The following is a 17257-nucleotide window of genomic DNA, read 5'->3' as shown; positions in this document are numbered from 1 at the left end:
TGAACGCTCGTTTCCACCTCCGACATCGCCGGCCGCCTGGTGCGCATCGTCGGCAAGGACCTCAAGCCTGAATTCGGCGCCCTGCCCGACCGCCCCAATGAACCTACGGTTCCCGCGGACACTTTGGATGCTGCTCGACGGCTGGGATGGCGAGCGACGACCTCCTTAGATGATGGGCTTCGACAAACCGTGGAGTGGTACCGGGCGATGACCGGGAAGCCCGTCGCGTCGAGCCTATGCCACGCCTGCGCATAACCGCGCCCGTCCTTGAAGCATGCCCAAGCTGGTTAGGCACACTGGCCGTAAGTGGTACCGCGGGGGATTGCTTGATCCTGTTCGGTGCATGGCCGCATTTCGAAGCACCGCTCTCCTTTCGAGCGACCAATGGCTTCGGGCAGGCCGACGCCGCAAATGTTGAGGCACAGCGAAGGCCATGAAAACAGTCCTGTTCTGCGGCGGTCTCGGCACGCGAATTCGCGATTATTCGGAGAACATCCCGAAGCCGATGATCCCGATCGGCGACAAGCCGATCCTCTGGCACCTGATGCACTACTACAGCGAGTACGGCCACCGCGATTTCGTGCTTTGCCTCGGCTACAAGGCGAACGTCATCAAGGAATTCTTCCTGAACTACCGGCCGCATATCTATGCGGACTGCGTGGTCTCGGGCTTCGGCGATACCGTCGAGACCCTCGGCGACCCCCAGCGCGACTGGCGCATCACCATGATCGACACGGGGCTGTGGCGGAACATCGGCGAGCGCCTGCTTGCCGTACGCTCCCATGTCGAGGGCGAGGAGATGTTCCTCGCCAATTACAGCGACGGACTTTCCGACGTCGATCTGCCGGCCATGACCGAGGCCTTCAAGAAAAGCGGCAAGGTCGCCTGCTTCCTCGCGGTGCGCCCGTCCTTCAGCCTGCATCTCGTCGATATGGAGGCGAGCGGCAAGGTCAACTGCCTCAAGCACACCCAGGATGCCGACCTGTGGATCAATGGCGGCTTCTTCATATTCCGCTCCGAGATATTCGACTACCTCGAGGATGGCGATGAGCTGGTCGAGGCGCCGTTCCGGCGGCTGATCGAGGCCGATCAACTGCTCGCCTTCAAGCATGAAGGCTTCTGGCGCCCGATGGACACTCTCAAAGACAAGGAGGTCCTCGAGGACATGGTCGAGCAGGGCAGCATGCCCTGGCGTCTCGGCAGGGCGGGGCAAGCGAGCGCGGCAAGCGTCAGCCGGAAAGCCGGATAACACAAGCCGCCAAGCGGTCGATAAGCGTAAGGAGAAGCAGTCATGCGCGTGCTGGTCACTGGGCATCTGGGCTATATCGGCACCGTCATGGTGCCGATGCTGATCGAGGCGGGCCATGAAGTGGTTGGTCTCGACAGCGACCTCTATCAGAGCTGCACCTTTGCCGCCGGCGGCGAGATCGCCGAGGTGCCGCATATCCGCAAAGATGTGCGCGACGCCGACGTGCGGGACCTTGATGGATTCGATGCAATCATTCATCTCGCGGCTCTGTCCAACGATCCGCTCGGCAATCTCAACCCTGACACGACCTACAGCATCAACCATCGCGGCAGCGTGCATCTCGCCCGCGTCGCCAAGGCCGCCAAGGTCAAGCGCTTCCTGCTCGCCTCTTCGTGCAGCAATTACGGCTTTGCCGGCGATGCGATGGTGGAGGAGACGAGCCGGCTGAACCCGGTGACGCCCTACGGCACCTCCAAGGTCCGCGCCGAGCGCGACATCGCCAAGCTCGCTGACGACAGCTTCTGCCCCGTCTATCTCCGCCCGGCCACCGCCTACGGCCTGTCGCCGCGCATCAGATTCGATATCGTTCTCAATAACTTGGTGGCCTGGGCGGTCACTACCGGCCTGATCTACCTCAAATCGGACGGCTCGCCGTGGCGGCCGATCGTCCATATCGAGGACATCGCCCGCGCCTTCATCGCCGCGCTCGAGGCCCCCGAGGATAGGGTGCATAACGAGGCGTTCAATGTGGGGAGCACCGCGCATAATTATCGCATCCGCGGCATCGCCGAGATCGTGGCCGATGTCGTGCCGGACTGCCGCGTCGAGATGGCCACCGATGCCGGCCCCGATGCGCGGTCCTACCGGGTCAGCTTCGCCAAGATTGCCCGCGTGCTTCCGGCCTTCAAGCCGCAATGGGACGCCCGCCGCGGCGCTGAGCAGCTCCTCGCCGCTTATCGGCAATCCGGACTCACCCTTGGCGAGTTCGAGGGGCCGCGCTACCAGCGCATCAGCCACATCCAGAAGCTGATCGGCGACGGCGTGCTCGGGGCTGACCTGAGGCACGCCAGCGCCGTCGCTGCCTAGCGCTGAAGGCGGCCTGGACGTGTTCTTCACCGAGACCAAGCTCAAGGGCGCGTTCATCATCGACCTCGAGCCGCGCAAGGACGACCGGGGATCTTTTGCCCGTACCTTCTGCCAACGGGAATTCGAGGACCGCGGCCTGAAGCCCGACATCGTCCAGGCGAGCATCGCCATCAACCGGAGGAAGGGCACGCTGCGCGGCATGCACTTCCAATACAAGCCGGCGGCCGAGACCAAGATCGTGCGCTGCACGCGCGGCGCCATCCTCGATATCATCGTCGACCTGCGGCCGGAAAGTCCGACCTACCTCGATCATGTCGCGGTCGAGCTCACCGCCGACAACATGCGCTCGCTCTATGTGCCTGAGCGTTTCGCCCACGGCTACCAGGTGCTCCAGGACAACACCGATGCGAGCTATCAAATGAGCGAGCTCTACACGCCGAGCGCGGAAGGCGGCCTCCCCTACGACGACGAGAGGCTCGGACTGGATTGGCCTCTCCCGGTGACGGTCATCTCGGCAAGGGATCGCAGCTTTCAGCCGCTTGCCGAGATCGAAGGCAAGCTTCGGCGAAGAATGCTTCCCGAGCCGTCGGAGGCTGGCGCGGCGCCTGCGGAAGACGCCTGCGTGTCGATCTAGCGGCGGTCGAGGCGCGCTTCAAATGTTCATCGTCCATGTCGTGAGGCAATTTCATCCCGGCGTTGGCGGGCTGGAGAGCGTGGTGCACGAGCTTGCATCGGCGCAAGTCGGCGCCGGTCACCGCGTGCGCGTCGTGACGTTGGACCGACTGTTCAATATGGCAAGCCGGCAGAAATTGCCGGCGAGCGAGACCCTCGACGGAATCGAGATCGAGCGTATTCCGTATTTCGGCTCGTCCCGCTATCCGATCGCTCCTTCCGTGCTCCGGCACATCAAGGGCGCCGGTCTGGTCCATGTCCACGCCATCGATTTCTTCTTCGACTTTCTCGCCTGGACAAAGCCGATCCACGGCCGCACGCTCGTGGCGTCGACCCATGGCGGCTTTTTTCATACCGGCTATGCCGCCTGGCTCAAGCGCCGCTGGTTTTCGACCGTCACCAGGCTGTCAATGACGTTCTATGCAGGCATTGCAGCGGTCAGCGCCTCAGACTTCGAACGGTTCCGTCCGGTGCGTCCAAAGGGGATGGTTTGCATCGAAAATGGCGCAAACGTTGCGAAGTTCCACGATGGGTCATCAGCCACTTTCCGCAAGTCGATGTTGGCGATCGGCCGCTTTGCCAAGAACAAGAGGATCGACCTCCTGATCGATTTCGTGTGGGCGTTGCGGCAGCGCGATCCCGAATGGACGCTCACCATCGCCGGCAGGCCTGGCGATTTGACGGTGGAGGACGTCAGCGCCCTCGACGACGGAGCGGGCTTGCGCGGCGCCGTGACCATCGTCGCTTCGCCCGACGATGCGGCGGTCAAAGCTCTCATGCGCAGCTGCTCCTTCCTTGCCAGCTCGTCGGACTATGAGGGCTTCGGCGTGGCTGCGATCGAAGGGATGTCCGCCGGGCTCATCCCGCTCTTGAGCGGCATCCCGCCCTTCCGCCGGCTGGTTGCCCGCACCGGGCTCGGCATGGTCATCGACTATTCGGACCCGGACGTTGCGGCCCGTGGTTTTCTCCAGAATTTGGGGGGGATTGCCGCGGACTATGCGGGGCAGCGTGCGGCGTGCATGCGTGCGGCCGCTGAATTCGATTGGCGGCATGTCTACCAGGACTACGCCAAGCTTTACGATGCGGTGACCGGCGGGGCGGTGAAAACGGTTCTCGACGTTCCCGTCCAGGTGCAAACCTTCGACCAAGCCGTAAAGCTGATCGATGCGCGCTATGAGAGTCGCGAAGGCGTCGCCGTCGCCGTAGCATTCGCCAACGCCCATACGCTGAATGTCGCCGCCGGGAACCCGGCTTTCCGCCTGGCGCTACAGAATGCGCTCGTGTTCAACGACGGCCTTGGCGTCGATATCGCGAGCCGGATTCTCTACGGGTCAGCATTTCCGGAAAATCTCAATGGAACGGATTTCGTCCCCAATTATCTGAGGCGGACGAAGCATCGTTACCGCATCTATCTACTGGGAGCCAAGCCAGGCATCGCCGAGCGCGCGGCGCATCGTCTGTCGGCATCGTATCCGCAACACACAATCGTCGGCTGTCATCACGGCCATTTCGACGCCGCCGAGACTTCCAAGATCGCCGAGCTCATTCGCCGCTCCAAGGCCGACATCGTGCTTGTCGCCATGGGCAATCCGAAGCAGGAGCTGTTTATCAAAAACCACCTCGCCGCGACGAGCTGCGCTCTCGGCATCGGCGTCGGTGCTCTCTTCGACTTCGTTGCCGGCGATGTGCCACGCGCGCCGCTCTGGGTGCAAGGATCGCGCCTTGAATGGGTCTATCGCCTGCTGCAGGAGCCAAGCCGTCTCGCCGGCCGCTACCTGATCGGCAACCCCCTGTTCCTGATGCGGATTTTTGGCCAGTGGTGGTCAGGCTCACGGGTGAAGGACGCTGGCCCGGTCTTTGTTGGTGGTGCCCAGGCAATTCTTCCCAAGCCTCATGCGGCTGCCGATCGCGACATTGCCAGGCGCAAGGCCGCCTGATCTCAACCAACCTACGAAGGCACGAACACCAGGAAGCAGCGCTCGGCCGGCGGGTCGCCAGCAAGCGGATGGAACGCCAGACCGTCCTCGCGGCAGAGATAGGCCGTGAACCTGTCGGGAGGAAAAAACTGCAAAGCATCGCGGTTGGCCGAGCCGTAACGCTCCAATGTGTCGTCGCCGTGCAATTCGACATACCAAGTGCAGGGGTGGCGCAGCGTCTCTGCAGCGCCTTTGAGCGCCTCGATCTCGAAGCCCTCGATATCCATGAACACCACCCTCGGCCATCCGAGGCGCTCGCTCATGTCGTCGATGGTCAGCGTGTCGACCAGGTCGCCGGCGATGGCGCTGGCGCCGTGGCGCGAATTGAAGCTCGTCGCGGCCCGGTCCCGGCCAGCCCGGTTGGAGATCATGGCGTGCGTGACGGTGACATTGTCGACGCGGTTGAGCGCGATGTTGCGCAGGGCGACGTCGACATTGTGGCGGTTCGCCTCCACTGCGATCACCCGCCCATTCGGGGTCACCTGCTTGGCCAGCATCATCGCGATCAGGCATTGATGCGCGCCGAGATCGAACACCAGCGCGCCCTGGTCGAGCCCATGGCGCTCGAGAAAGGCAATCTCGTGCGGCAGCTCCCAGTCCATGTCGTACCATTCCTTCGCCACGCGGTCGTGGATGTGCATCCGCAGGCGATGGGGCCCGTAGCGATGCGAGACGATCTCCTTGGAAAACGTCCAGAGGTCGAAATTGTATTTGGCGACCTTGAGAGCGTCGTTGACGGGCGCGGGCAGATGGCTCCTGGCGAAGCTACGCAAGTCCATTGCGCTCTCCTCGGTTCGTCGCGCACTGGCGACAGGGTCAAAGCTCGGCGTTGGCGAACGCAACGCAAGGGTCGCGCCGGCACGCGCGTCCTCACCATCATGATCGGGCGTTCAGAGAATCCAACTGACAAACTGGGCGATCGGAGCCACGGAGGGGGTACCTCGTTTTTGCTCGGGCCTCCACGCCTGGGCGCTACCCTCAAATGGCGCGAAGCCTCAGAAATTAGCCTTGGCAGGAGAGGGAATACCTTTGACAAGCACTGACCTGGCAGGCCGACGCGACCGAGTGTTCGCCGACAACGCCGAGTTGACGTGGCTTGCCGGCCTGCTGATCGTCGCCGCCATCACCTTCAATGCGCTGTTGTGCTTCGTTAATACGCATGTCGCTCCGATCAACAATTCCTATGTTGTCGGCGCCGAAGCCCTCATCCTCACGATCACGATCCTGGCGTGCTATCGGATCATCGATCAGAAATACGCGCTGATCATTACCGCGATCGTCGTTTACACGACGGTACTCGCCCTCCTCCGTGCGGCGATCTCCCCGGAAGAAGGCATGAACCTCAAGATCGTCCGCGACTTTCTAATTCCGGTCACGTTTCTCCTGCTCGGCAAGGGCTCGAACATAAGGGTCGCCGACACCATCGTGTACGTTGCCACGGTCATCATCCTGTTTTTTGCGCTGTTCGAATATTTCTATCTCGACGCCTATTTGAAGGTGTTCAGCATCACCGAGTATTACGTGGCGCGCGGAACGCTCGACGCGGCCGACCCGTCGCTGCAATGGGCCCATGGGCTCATGCTGAGCGGCATGAGGCCTCCGGAACAGGGGCGCGAGCTGCTCTCCTTTTTGGGCGGTCATCGTGTGTCGTCACTGTTCCTCGAGCCGATCAGCCTGGGCAATTTCGGTTGCCTGATCGCCTTCTGGGCCATTGCCAGATCGAGGATGGAACAGAAGCTGCGCTTCTGGTCGATTGCGGCCGGAATCGTCCTCATCATCTTGTCGGACACGAGGTTCAACGCCGCTTTTCTCGGCGTCGGCGTCCTGATCCTGCTTCTCAGCCCACGACTGACCACGCCGGCCGTCCTCGCGATGCCGTTCGTGGTGATCTTCGGATTGATCCTTGCCGCGTCAGGCGCCGAGCCTCATGGTCTGCCATACCTCGAGGGGTATTCTTTCAAGGACCGTCTTTTATATTCCGGCCGCGTCCTGCTCGATTTCGATCTCTATAATTGGTTGGGCATCGAGGCATCCCGCGCCCCGACAGCCGACGCAGGCTTCGCCTACGTCATAAGCAATATCGGTTTGCTAGGCTTCGCGGCGTTCTGGATTTGGTTCATGTCGCTCGGCGGCCGCAGCCGCTACTTCTACGCCTTCCGCAACACGAGCGCGGCCTATTTCGCGGCGATCTCTTGCGTCTCAACCTCGCAATTCACCATCAAGACGGCAGCCCTCCTGTGGTTCCTGATGGGCGCGCTCTCCGTGGTGCAGAACCGTGAGGTCTTGGTGCGCGCACCCGCGCGGCAGGGCTCTTGCGAAGCGGTTAAAACCTAGCGCCGCCCCCGCGACGCAGGCTCAGCGCGTCGCCGCATCGGCCCGAGTGTATTTCTCGAGCACGGACATTTGCGGCCGATCCTTGCCGTCGAGCGGCTGGAGACTGGTGAAATAGTCCTTGGGCCACCAGGCGCCGCCCGCCCAATAGGCCCAACCCAGCCACACGTCGCTGTTCTCGTTCATGTAAGCCATGACGCGATCGAGAGCCTCGAGGCAGGTGCCGCCGGAGCCGACGCCGACCTCCCCCAGGAACGCGCGCCTGCCGTGCTGCTTCGCCCACTCGGTAACGGGGCCGAGCGTCGAAATGCCGATATCCACGCTCTGGCAGTCTGGGCTTGCTCCGGTCCAGTCGGCATTGAAGTACTGATGCACCTCGTAGGCGAAATTGTCGGCGGGGTCCTCGACCTTGAGCATGGCCTCGGCATTGGGCGTTCCATAGCCGCCCCCTCCCCAACTGCGTGCTGATGACCAGCCGACGCCAGGCACGAGGATGAGGTTCTTTGCGCCGGTCCGCCTGATCTCGGCGATGGCGATGTTGGCCGCCTGCAGCCAGGTTTCGGTCGGCAAATTGTTCGGCTCGTTCATGAGCCCAAAGACCACCGCGTCGTTGTCTTTGTATCGTTGGGCGATCCTGCCCCACAAATCGCCGAGAGCGTCTACCGGCACGCTCTTCGTTCCGATCATGGCTCCGCGATAGGCCGCGTAGTTATGCACATCGAGGATCACGGGAATTCCCTTGGAGGCCGCGTAACCGACAACATCGTCGAGCCGCCGCATCTCAGCGCTGTCTAGATCGCTGCCCAATTGATGCTGAAGCCGTTCCCACAGCGCGGGCACGCGAATGATATTCATGCCCTTGGCGGCGAAGTAGTCGATCGTGTTGTGGTCCGGATAAATGTAGTCGGTGCCGTATCTGCCGGGCAGGTTCTGAGGCCCGAAGTCGCCGCCGGCGATGTTGACGCCGGTGTATTTTACCGGGGCGCCGGTCGCACTGGCGATTTGCACGCTGCAGAGAACAAGAACCGCGGCAAGTCGGATGGTGCTAAGCATCGCTGCGGTGCCGTCAAGCAAACTCGCGCCACGGCGACGATGACGCATGGAGGTGATCGACATCCGATACGGCAAAGGGTGGATCATCCGGCGATCTGCGCCACGCGTGCAAGGCGAAATCGAAGAGCTCGCCGCTTTCCGCCACCCGCCCCTTGAGAAATCGTTTCACGCCGGCGACGAGCGCATTGCTGGCAATTTTTCTTTTGGCGGAGCGTCGTGCCTCACATGTGCCTCGAATCAAACCGCCTTCATTCCTGAAAAAATGCTCGAAGTTGTTGAAAAGCTCCATGAAGTCGCAAATCAGCCTGTCCCGGTAGAACTCGCTCAACTGCTTCGCATGACGCCGCCGAATGCCTTGGATCGCCTTGGTCTCGGCCACATTACCTAACGTCGCAAGGCGCAGCCACATGTTGAGATCGTTCGCGCGCTCAAGCTCCGGCGGATAATACCCTATGATCTTCTGCATGCTGGTGCGCCTTACGGCCGTCGTGGCACCGACGATATTGTTTCCCGCTCGACACATCGCGTCGATGAAGTCTCTTCCGCGCGAGATACACCAATCCCTTGGCTGAGCTTTTCCCTCTAGCGTGGCGAGGATCGCGGCCGGCACGTCTGTTTCGAGCTCCTTGCCGTGGGCAAAGGCGATGCTCTGATCGGCAGACAGCACGTCTCGAACACGCGACAGGCAGCCAGGTGCCATGACGTCGTCGGCGTCGAGAATCATAAAGAACTCGGAGGACGCCCAATCGATTCCAGCATTGTAGCTCGCGTGCTGCCCACGGTTCGTCTTATACGCCAGGATTTGAACGCGAGAGTCGCCGCGGGCGATCTGTTGGGCGACCTCAAGCGTATTGTCGGTGGACCCGTTGTCGACGATCAGAACGCGAAGATCCGGGACGGGCTGGGACAGAATGCTGTCGACGCTTTCGGTGAGAAACCCGCCATACTGGTAGCAGGGAACGACGACGTCGATGCCGCCCATGACATGACCCTCGCTTGAAACGTCCTACAGTTTCGGGGTGCGCCGGCCGTGATGCCGATCGTTAAGGGCAATTGATCGCCAGGCGCTGTAAACGCCAGGCGCCGATGGACAAAAGTCGCATCCGCCAGTCCTCGTGCCAATGCCCCGTTCGAGGTAGCCCGGATTGGCAATCCGCTTCAGCTCAAGTCCACATACTGCCCGCCAAATGGTCCTCTAACCTGCCCTCACCATCGCGGCCCTCGAAGCGGCCGCCCACAAGGCGTGAGACAGATGTTCAGCCTCATCGTATGCACCGTCGATCGAACGACGCCGCTCGAAAGGCTGTTGCGGTCTCTTGCGCTGCAGAGCGACCGCGCGTTCGAAATCGTGCTGGTCGATCAGAACCAGGACGACCGTTTGCAGGCGCTGGTCGAGAGTTTCGGCAAAATCATGCCGATCGTCCACGTCAAGGCTGCGCGAGGCCTGTCACTCGCTCGCAACAAAGGGCTTAGCGTCGCGCGCGGCGATTTTATCGCGTTCCCCGACGACGACTGCCACTATCCGAGGACGCTCATCGAGCAGGTGCGCAAGCGATTTGCGTGCGTCCCCGACATCGATGTTCTGACCGGGCGCACCACGGATACGGACGGGAAGGATTCGCTTGGCACCTTCCTCGAGCAGGATTCGCAAATCGATCGTTGGAACGTCTGGAGATGCGGAAACTCCAACACCGTCTTCGTGCGCCGCTCGGTCATAGCGGCCGGATTGCGATTCAATGAGGAGCTCGGCGTGGGAGCCGCAAGCCCGTTCCAGTCGGGAGAGGAAACCGCGTTCCTGCTCGACGCCATGGCCAAGGGCTCGCGCGGCAGGTTCTATCGGGACATCGTCGTCTATCACGATCAGGTCGGCGAGACCGATGCGCTCCGCGCGCGGAAATATGCACGAGGTTTTGGCCGGATCCTGGCGCTCTACGACTATCCGACCGCGTATCTGGCCCGGTCTCTGGTGCGGCCCGCGCTGCGTGCGGCACTCGGTCTCGCGTCCCTGAATTTGCGGCTTGCCCGCTACAAGATGCTATGGGCGCTCGGGGTCTATGAGGGATATACCGGCAAACTTTAGGTCAAGCTCGGGGCGACCTAAGGTCCACTACGGCACCCTCTCCAGCCCAACCTGCCGGCCGTTGGCAAGGCTCCCCTTCAAGGCTCGCAACAGATCGAAATAGAAGACGCTCTGCTTCATGACGAACAGCAAAGCGAGACCATAGACCGCCAGCATCGCTGTCCCCCCGAGTGCAAGGCGGAGAATGGCCGAGGGAATCGGCGCGGCGAAATGCTGCACGGCCGCTCCGGCAATTGCAGCGGCGACGCCGGAGAAAAACACTCGACCTGCGGCGGAAAGGACCTCACCGACGGTAATCCCCGTGCCGTGCAGACACCAAATGAGGTGCGGCATCAGCCACAACACCATCATCGTGGAAAAGGAAAGTGCGACGCCGTTCGGACCATAGGGCAGGCCCACGAGGTACGAGCAGATCACCAGCGGGGACAGGACGAGCGCGATCTTCAAGCTTCGCTCCTGCAGGCCGATCGACTGGAGCAGCCAGGCGGTCGGATTGATGATGCCGAACACCAGGATGGTCGGAGCGAGCAACCGGAATATTGTCGAGGCCCCTGTCCATTGCGGGCCGAGCATGACGAGGACGATGTCGTCGGCAAAGACGGCACAGGCAATTGTCGCCGGGAAGGTGATGGCAACAACGAGGGAAAAGCCCTTCAGGTAATAGCTTTTCAGGCGCACCGGATCGCCTTGCAAGCGAGCCAGCGACGAAAAGGCGACGCCCCCGATGGCATTGTTGATGATGCGCGTCGGCAGGTTCACGAGCTCATAGGCCCTGCTGTAGAGCCCGAGCGCATCGGAGCCGAAATAGCGTCCGAGCAAAACCTTCTCGAAATTGTAGGCGGCAAAGACAATCAGGTTGTTTAGCGTGAGCGTGCCGCCGAAGCGCAGCATCGAGGCGACGTCGCCGATCCTTCGCGGCCACCCAGGTATCCAACCGCTGGCTGTCCAGGCGCCGACGGTGATGGCAAACGGACAAGCGATGACGCTGGCGACGATGGACCAGTAACCGAATCCGGCAACGGCCATGGAGATGGCGATAACGGCGGAGACGATTTCGCTGCCGACCTCGATGGCCGCCAAAGTGGCATAGCGCAGCTCCCTTTGCAGAAGAGCGAGATGCTGCACGCCGGTGGCATTGACGATGAAGGCCGGCGCGATGGCAGTGAGGATGAGCGCGGTTCTCGGATCGTTGTAGAAACTGCTGACGGCGGGAGCGGCCGCGACGCAAAGGAGAGCGAGCAGCGCCCCAATGGCGACGTTGAACCAGAACAGGGTGGAAATCTGCGCGGTGGAAATCTCCGCTCGCTGAACGGTTGCAGCCGACAGCCCGCCGGTGGCGAAAATTTCGAAAACGCCGGTGACGACGGTGACCATGGCCACCAAGCCAAAGTCACTCGGGTCGAGAAGGTGCGCAAGCGCCACGAGCGAGACCAGCCGCACGAGCGCCCTTGCGGCTTGCCCGACGAGCCTCGCGGCGCCGCCGCGAATGGTCCTTTCCTTCAGATCCTTCACTTCGGAGCTCCAGGACGCATTCGGCGTCGTAAGGCTGGCCGTGCGGTCGAGGCCGGAGTTCGCAAGGGAGCGATCGCTCCAGCGGCAGACCTCAATCAGAGACGATGTCGGCGGATTCGCTTAGGCGCCAAAGCCGGCATGGGCGACGGTCAGTCGATCATTCCGCGGCTTCGATAACCGCCAACGACTTCTCGTCAGCCTCTCGCCTCGACGAAGCTCTGGCTTTGCCAGCGGCGTCACGCTTCCCCGTTTCCTCTACACGCTCCAACCAAATCTCTCGCCACCAGGCATAGATGCCTCTCGGGCAGAACATACGGCACCGGCTGAAGCTGGACCGGCACGCGACGTTCTCCAAGATCACCGCCGGCGTCTTCAGCGACTTCATGCGCCCGGTCTTCTCGTCGAGAAACCTTTCCACCCGGGTGATGACCCGGTAAACGCCGCCGCAATACGGCACCATCTCGGCATCGAAGCACAGGCCCCGGTTGGTGTTGCGCGTATCGATCGTCCTCAGGATCTCCTCGTGCAATTTCACGCGCACGAGATCGCCAGGCCGGAGGTTGAGGTCTGCGGCCGGATGCGGCTGGCCCACCGGTATCTTTCCGTTGGCGACAGGAGTTGGCATGCCGCCGGTCAGCTTCTGAAAGCCGTTATAGGCGTGGCGAAGGAGGGGAATTCTCGTTCCAAATCGGCGGCCAAAGAGGACGTACACGGCGCCTCGCGCCATTTCGCCGAACGTGACATTGCCCGACGCGTAGTCCTTCACATATTGCGCCGGGTTCCACCATGAAAGCGGCTTGGAGAACTCCGGAAGCTGCGTGTTCTGGCAGACAAACTGAGTGTCGGCGTCGGGCTCGCCAAGCCTGCCGTCGGCCCGCGTCCCTCTCAACACGTCCTCCTCGGTGCAGCCACGGTATCCTGCCGGGGTCTTGGTGCGCCCGGCTTTGTCGCGCGGCGCCGAGCCTCGCGCCGCATCGGCGTTGACCGGCTTGAGCCACGCTTCCTTCCAGAACAAGCGGCAGCCGGCCTGACAGCCGCCATAGACCTGGCCGTTGCATCTGAGATTGAGATGCACGGCATCGGCGACGCCGCGGGCGGCCATCGTGTAGACCGGGTCGCAAGCCTTATGCGCGCTCTTGTGGATCCTGAACCGCTTGCCGCAATGCTCGAACATCTGTGGCATGAACGGCATCCCGTCGAGCCGCCCGTTCCTGTCGAGCGTCGCAAGGATCTCCTGCTTGGAGCGAACCTCGACCCAATCGTTGGCGTGCATTGCACAGCTTCGCTCAATAGGCATTTCGGCCTCGCAGAAGCTCGACCCAGGTAAGGACAAGGATGCGCAGATCGAGCCAGAAGCTCCAGTTCTTGATGTACCAGAGGTCGCAATCGACGCGCTTCTCCATCAGCTCGAGCTGGGCGGTCTCCCCGCGGAAGCCGTTGACCTGAGCCCATCCCGTGAGGCCAGGCTTCACGTGCTGGCGGAACGCGTATTTGGCAATCACCTTGATATAGCCGTCGTCGTGGGCGACAGCGTGCGGCCGCGGCCCGACCAGCGACATGTGCCCGTAGAGCACGTTGAGGAGCTGAGGCAGCTCGTCGATGCTGGTGGCGCGCAGGATGCGGCCAACGCGCGTGACGCGCGGATCGTTTCTCCGCGTCTGAGGAATGACGTGCCCGTCCTCGAGAACGTTCATGGTGCGGAACTTGAAGATGGTGAACTCTCGGCCGTTGAACCCCTTCCGCCGCTGCGAGAAGATCACCGGGCCGGCGGATTCCAGTTTGATCAGCAGGGCGACGACGAGGAAAAGAGGCGCCAGAGCGACAAGCAGAGCACTCGCCAAAACGAGGTCCAGAGCCCGCTTCAGCGCGAGCTCACCCGACGACAGAGGCGGGCGCTGAAGCGCGACGGTGAATTCCCGGGCGAGTTGCGGCGTGCTTGCGAAGATCGACTGCACATGCTGATCGGGCAGCAGGAAGACCGGGATGGGAAGGATCTGCAGGCGCTCGCAGATCAGATTGCGCCGGCGTTCATCGTTCCATTGCAGGGCGAGCAGCACGCAGTCCACGGGGTGGGATCGCGTGAAGTGTATGGCTTCTTCGACGATGCGGAGGCCGTCCCGATAGCCGGACCCGCGGAAAGGCGGCAGCAAATATCGCCTGATCTCGCGGGCGCCCGCCTTGTGCAGAATGCTCGCTTGCGAGAGAGCCATCACCGCGTCGCGGTCACCGATGGTGATGGCCCGGTCGCCGGCGATGGCCCCACGCGCCAGGGCGCTCTTGAGAGTGGCGGAAATCCACAGATGGGACCCGAGCAGCAACACGAAGCCGAGCGCGCCGAAAACGACGATGGTTCCGCGTGAGAAATCGGGACCGGACTTGGCCAAGAACAGGAACAGGGCCAGGCTGAGAAACGCCAGCGACCAAAACAGCGTGACGGATCGTACCTGGCGGCGCGCCGAGACGATGGCGCTCGGGCTGTAGTTTCCCCGCGACGTGCCACCGAGGACAAAGAGTGCCGCGACGATATTTCCAGCGGCCACATACGGCATCAGATTGGGAACATCGCCGTGCAGGACGAGCGCGTGATACCCGACCCCGGCCAGGATGCTGGCCGACACGATCAGCACATAGTCGAGCGTTCCGGTGAGATGACCGATGGCCTTGTAGCGTATCCAGCCAAAGAAGCGCGGCGTTCTGGCTCGATCCTGGCGCAGATCGATGTGCGTGAGGGTCTGCGCACCCGTAAAGGGTGTGCCCTCTGCGACTGGAAACTCCTTCCCCATGCGGCTCGCCTTCAACTCGATCGGACGATTTCGCCGGTCCGTGATCGGGCTGAAGACTAGCCCTCAGCTCCCCCGGCAAGTGCCACGCATTGGTAGTAAGTGGGGGCGTTCCATCGGAGAGCCGGAGGAGGATTTGGCCTGCCCGATCGGAGTAACCCTTTGGCTATGTTCGAGGCTTGCTAACCCTTCGGCGCTCTCAAATCACCTAATTTCGCCTCGGCTGGGCGGCCAAGGCCGCTAAACTCGGGAAGCATCGAAAGCGCACTTGCCACTCCACGCACCGAACGGTCAACGGGTGCAAACGAAGGTGAATCTCATGTCCAGCACCTTGGATTTCGCTGAGAGCGAGCCGTCCTCCCTGAGCGCCGGTTCCGGTGAGGTTCTGCACGCGGCGCTTGCCAGTCTCTGGCGGCGCAAGCTGCTCGTGGGGATCATCGTCGCCACGGTCGTTGCCCTTGGGATCATTGCCCTCTTCGTCATGCCCAAATCGTACACCGCCGAGGCTTACATCCGCGGAGGGTTTGTCGCGTCGATTGCGGTGGCCAAGGACGACAGGGACGAAGACAGCAGGAGCGCCCCGTCGATCAGCTTGGACCTGTCGCGAGTGATCGAGACGCAGTCGCGCTTGATGCAGTCCCAAGACCTGGCACGCCGGGTCGTGCAACAGCTCGGGCTCGAGCAGCTGCGACCTGAGTTGAGCCAAAGCCATTGGCTGCCAAGCGCGTTCTACGGGGGTTCAGCCAGCCCTCAAACAGACGAGATCGACCGTGCTTCCACCAAGCTGTTGCGTGGCTTGTCGGTCACGAGCGACCCGCGCACTTATATGATCGAGGTACGCTATACCGCCAGAAAGCCAGAGATTGCGGACGTCATAGCAAATGCGTTCGTGGCAGAGTTTCTGCGGAGCTCCAGGCTGCAAACCCTATCGCTGCAGCGTTCCTCGGCGGCGGCGGCATTGTCGAAACAGCTCGCCATGTTCGGCGACAAACATCCGAGGGTCATCAGGGCGCAGATGCGACTGGCGGCCGCCGATGACCTCTTGAAAACCCAACTCGCCGAGGCCCCCAGCGTGATCCTGCAGAATGTCGGCCAAAACGTTACACTGGCAACAGCCGGCCCTTCAAAGCGCAGCATGCCGTTGGTGCTCGGGCTCCTGCTGCTCGTTGGTCTCATCGTCGGTATCGCGGCGGCCCTGTGGCTCGAGCGCCGCAAATGGGCGGGGGCATTTCTTAGCTACTACGCCAGACCCTTCGCCTGACGATCAGCCGCCCCGGCCCCGGGGCAATCGGCGCAAAGACTTCACGGCTTGAGCCATGTCTTCGGCTTGCAACAGAGGCTCGGGCTCATACTGTCCGAGGCTCGCGGGTCAGCTCGCGTGCCCGCGCTTCCCGGCGATCCAAGCGAGCCCTCATCAGAAGCGTCGCGGTGAGGCCGATCAAGAAAATTGCCGCACCATCGATGACAAGCCGCTCGAAGACGAGGGGCCGCTCGACTGCAACAAAGAGATTGAGGAGGACGGCGAAAATCGCACCCATGCAAAACACTTGAAGAGAGGATCTGCCGCTTTTGATGATGGCGCCGGCGCCAGGCCAACTCAGCACGGGATTGTCCCGCTTGATGTAAATAGCGACGAGAAAAGCGATGCTCAGAAAGTGTAGGAGGCGCAACGCCGACAGGTTCTCCTTCATGTGATGGAGCGTCGGGTCAGACAGTGTCAACCAATCCACATCCACATGAAGTTTCGCAAACACGGCCAAGGCAAGCCGGTAACCTAATTCGATCAGCACTATCGACCAGGCGATGATAACCCAATTCTTCGTTTGTATCCCCTCAAGCGGTTTCGTGTCGTTGGTGTATGTGGTCCCTATGAACATGCCGATGCAGAATAGGAACTGCCAGGCGAGCGGATTGAAATAAGAATGATCGGCCAAATGCGGCAAGATATTCGGATAGCTTTGCGAGAGCGCCCAGATGACACCGCTGCAAACAAGCGCAGTCTTGTAGCCGTTTTCCGGGAACAACAAGAAGGCCGGGATGGCGAGGAGGGTCAATTCCAGATAGAGGACCAGAATGCCCGGCAATTCCGGGGGCGATGTCAAACGGATCGCCGACAAAATTGCCGAAAATGGCGCCTCGTGTAGATCGATGAACGCCTGCTGATTGGCGGGGATGGTCAGGATATCGCGGCTGGCCGCGATGATGGCGATCGTGACGATGCTCGCGACCAGATAGTACACGTAAATCAGGAATGCTCTTTTGGTAATCGCCTTGATGAATCCGTTGAACCCTTGACGTAAGAGCAGGCGATAAAAAACAATCCCGCAGGAGACACCTGACAAAAACACGAATATTTCGGCGGCATCCGAAAGACCAAGTCGCGCGTAGGTAAACCTATTGAGCGGATCATTGGGGATGTGATCCACAATGATCATGTACAGAGCGATGCCCCTGAAAAAATCGATGCGCAGATCGCGCGTGCCGGGACCAGAATTGGACTCTCGTACAACCATGAGCT

The 17257-nt window shown here is 61.6% G+C and carries 14 protein-coding genes; 7 read left to right on the top strand and 7 right to left on the bottom strand.

Annotated elements, in window-relative coordinates; translation table 11 throughout:
• The first annotated feature begins 433 nt into the window (after nucleotides 1–433).
• The 4 genes from ACREC7_RS08915 to ACREC7_RS08900 are packed head-to-tail and all read left to right on the top strand — an operon-like array spanning nucleotide 434 to nucleotide 4944.
• Entirely contained in the window at nucleotides 434–1249 is an 816-nt protein-coding gene (locus ACREC7_RS08915; protein WP_431555328.1) for a glucose-1-phosphate cytidylyltransferase, read from the top strand.
• 42 nt (nucleotides 1250–1291) lie between these two features.
• A complete protein-coding gene (locus ACREC7_RS08910; RefSeq protein ID WP_431555327.1) occupies nucleotides 1292–2335 on the top strand; it encodes an NAD-dependent epimerase/dehydratase family protein in 1044 nt (347 codons plus the stop codon).
• Between the two features lie 19 nt (nucleotides 2336–2354).
• Nucleotides 2355–2969: a dTDP-4-dehydrorhamnose 3,5-epimerase gene (rfbC, locus tag ACREC7_RS08905; RefSeq protein ID WP_431555326.1), complete on the top strand. Its 615-nt coding sequence runs from the start codon at nucleotides 2355–2357 to the stop codon at nucleotides 2967–2969.
• Nucleotides 2970–2991: 22 nt separating this feature from the next.
• Nucleotides 2992–4944 carry a WecB/TagA/CpsF family glycosyltransferase gene (locus ACREC7_RS08900; RefSeq protein ID WP_431555325.1) on the top strand — a complete coding sequence of 651 codons (1953 nt, stop codon included), beginning with the start codon at nucleotides 2992–2994 and terminating at the stop codon, nucleotides 4942–4944.
• A gap of 11 nt (nucleotides 4945–4955) precedes the next feature.
• Here ACREC7_RS08900 and ACREC7_RS08895 read toward each other — a convergent pair whose 3' ends face one another.
• Complete coding sequence (locus ACREC7_RS08895) at nucleotides 4956–5762, bottom strand: FkbM family methyltransferase (protein WP_431555324.1); 807 nt, start codon at nucleotides 5760–5762, stop codon at nucleotides 4956–4958.
• A 250-nt stretch (nucleotides 5763–6012) separates the two neighbouring features.
• On the opposite strand from ACREC7_RS08895, the gene ACREC7_RS08890 reads away from it, so the two are divergent.
• Nucleotides 6013–7317: a hypothetical protein gene (locus ACREC7_RS08890; RefSeq protein WP_431555323.1), complete on the top strand. Its 1305-nt coding sequence runs from the start codon at nucleotides 6013–6015 to the stop codon at nucleotides 7315–7317.
• 21 nt (nucleotides 7318–7338) lie between these two features.
• Here the strand turns inward: ACREC7_RS08890 and ACREC7_RS08885 are convergent, their stop codons facing one another.
• Both ACREC7_RS08885 and ACREC7_RS08880 read right to left on the bottom strand, forming a co-directional pair.
• Entirely contained in the window at nucleotides 7339–8367 is a 1029-nt protein-coding gene (locus tag ACREC7_RS08885; protein WP_431555322.1) for a glycoside hydrolase family 5 protein, read from the bottom strand.
• A gap of 13 nt (nucleotides 8368–8380) precedes the next feature.
• Nucleotides 8381–9349 carry a glycosyltransferase family 2 protein gene (locus ACREC7_RS08880; RefSeq protein WP_431555321.1) on the bottom strand — a complete coding sequence of 323 codons (969 nt, stop codon included), beginning with the start codon at nucleotides 9347–9349 and terminating at the stop codon, nucleotides 8381–8383.
• Between the two features lie 270 nt (nucleotides 9350–9619).
• Between ACREC7_RS08880 and ACREC7_RS08875 the strand changes: the two genes are divergently transcribed.
• Nucleotides 9620–10447 (top strand): glycosyltransferase, encoded by an 828-nt coding sequence (locus tag ACREC7_RS08875; RefSeq protein ID WP_431555320.1) that lies wholly within the window; start codon nucleotides 9620–9622, stop codon nucleotides 10445–10447.
• A gap of 27 nt (nucleotides 10448–10474) precedes the next feature.
• Here ACREC7_RS08875 and ACREC7_RS08870 read toward each other — a convergent pair whose 3' ends face one another.
• The 3 genes from ACREC7_RS08870 to ACREC7_RS08860 form a co-directional block, all read right to left on the bottom strand.
• Nucleotides 10475–11959: a lipopolysaccharide biosynthesis protein gene (locus ACREC7_RS08870; RefSeq protein WP_431555319.1), complete on the bottom strand. Its 1485-nt coding sequence runs from the start codon at nucleotides 11957–11959 to the stop codon at nucleotides 10475–10477.
• 157 nt (nucleotides 11960–12116) lie between these two features.
• A complete protein-coding gene (locus tag ACREC7_RS08865; RefSeq protein ID WP_431555318.1) occupies nucleotides 12117–13232 on the bottom strand; it encodes a hypothetical protein in 1116 nt (371 codons plus the stop codon).
• Nucleotides 13233–13245: 13 nt separating this feature from the next.
• Nucleotides 13246–14742 (bottom strand): undecaprenyl-phosphate glucose phosphotransferase, encoded by a 1497-nt coding sequence (locus ACREC7_RS08860; protein WP_431555317.1) that lies wholly within the window; start codon nucleotides 14740–14742, stop codon nucleotides 13246–13248.
• A 316-nt stretch (nucleotides 14743–15058) separates the two neighbouring features.
• Here ACREC7_RS08860 and ACREC7_RS08855 point away from each other — a divergent pair, with 316 nt between their 5' ends.
• Nucleotides 15059–16000, top strand: a complete 942-nt coding sequence (locus tag ACREC7_RS08855) for a Wzz/FepE/Etk N-terminal domain-containing protein (RefSeq protein WP_431555316.1) — start codon at nucleotides 15059–15061, stop codon at nucleotides 15998–16000.
• A gap of 85 nt (nucleotides 16001–16085) precedes the next feature.
• On the opposite strand, the gene ACREC7_RS08850 is transcribed toward ACREC7_RS08855, so the two are convergent.
• On the bottom strand, nucleotides 16086–17252 hold the full coding sequence (locus tag ACREC7_RS08850) for an OpgC family protein (RefSeq protein WP_431555315.1): 1167 nt from the start codon (nucleotides 17250–17252) through the stop codon (nucleotides 16086–16088).
• Nucleotides 17253–17257: the final 5 nt, after the last annotated feature.

Source organism: Methyloceanibacter sp., from assembly GCF_050728395.1.
Taxonomy (GTDB): domain Bacteria; phylum Pseudomonadota; class Alphaproteobacteria; order Rhizobiales; family Methyloligellaceae; genus Methyloceanibacter.
The sequence above is the reverse complement of the archived record's forward strand: the minus strand, read 5'-3'. Positions and strand labels throughout refer to the sequence as shown.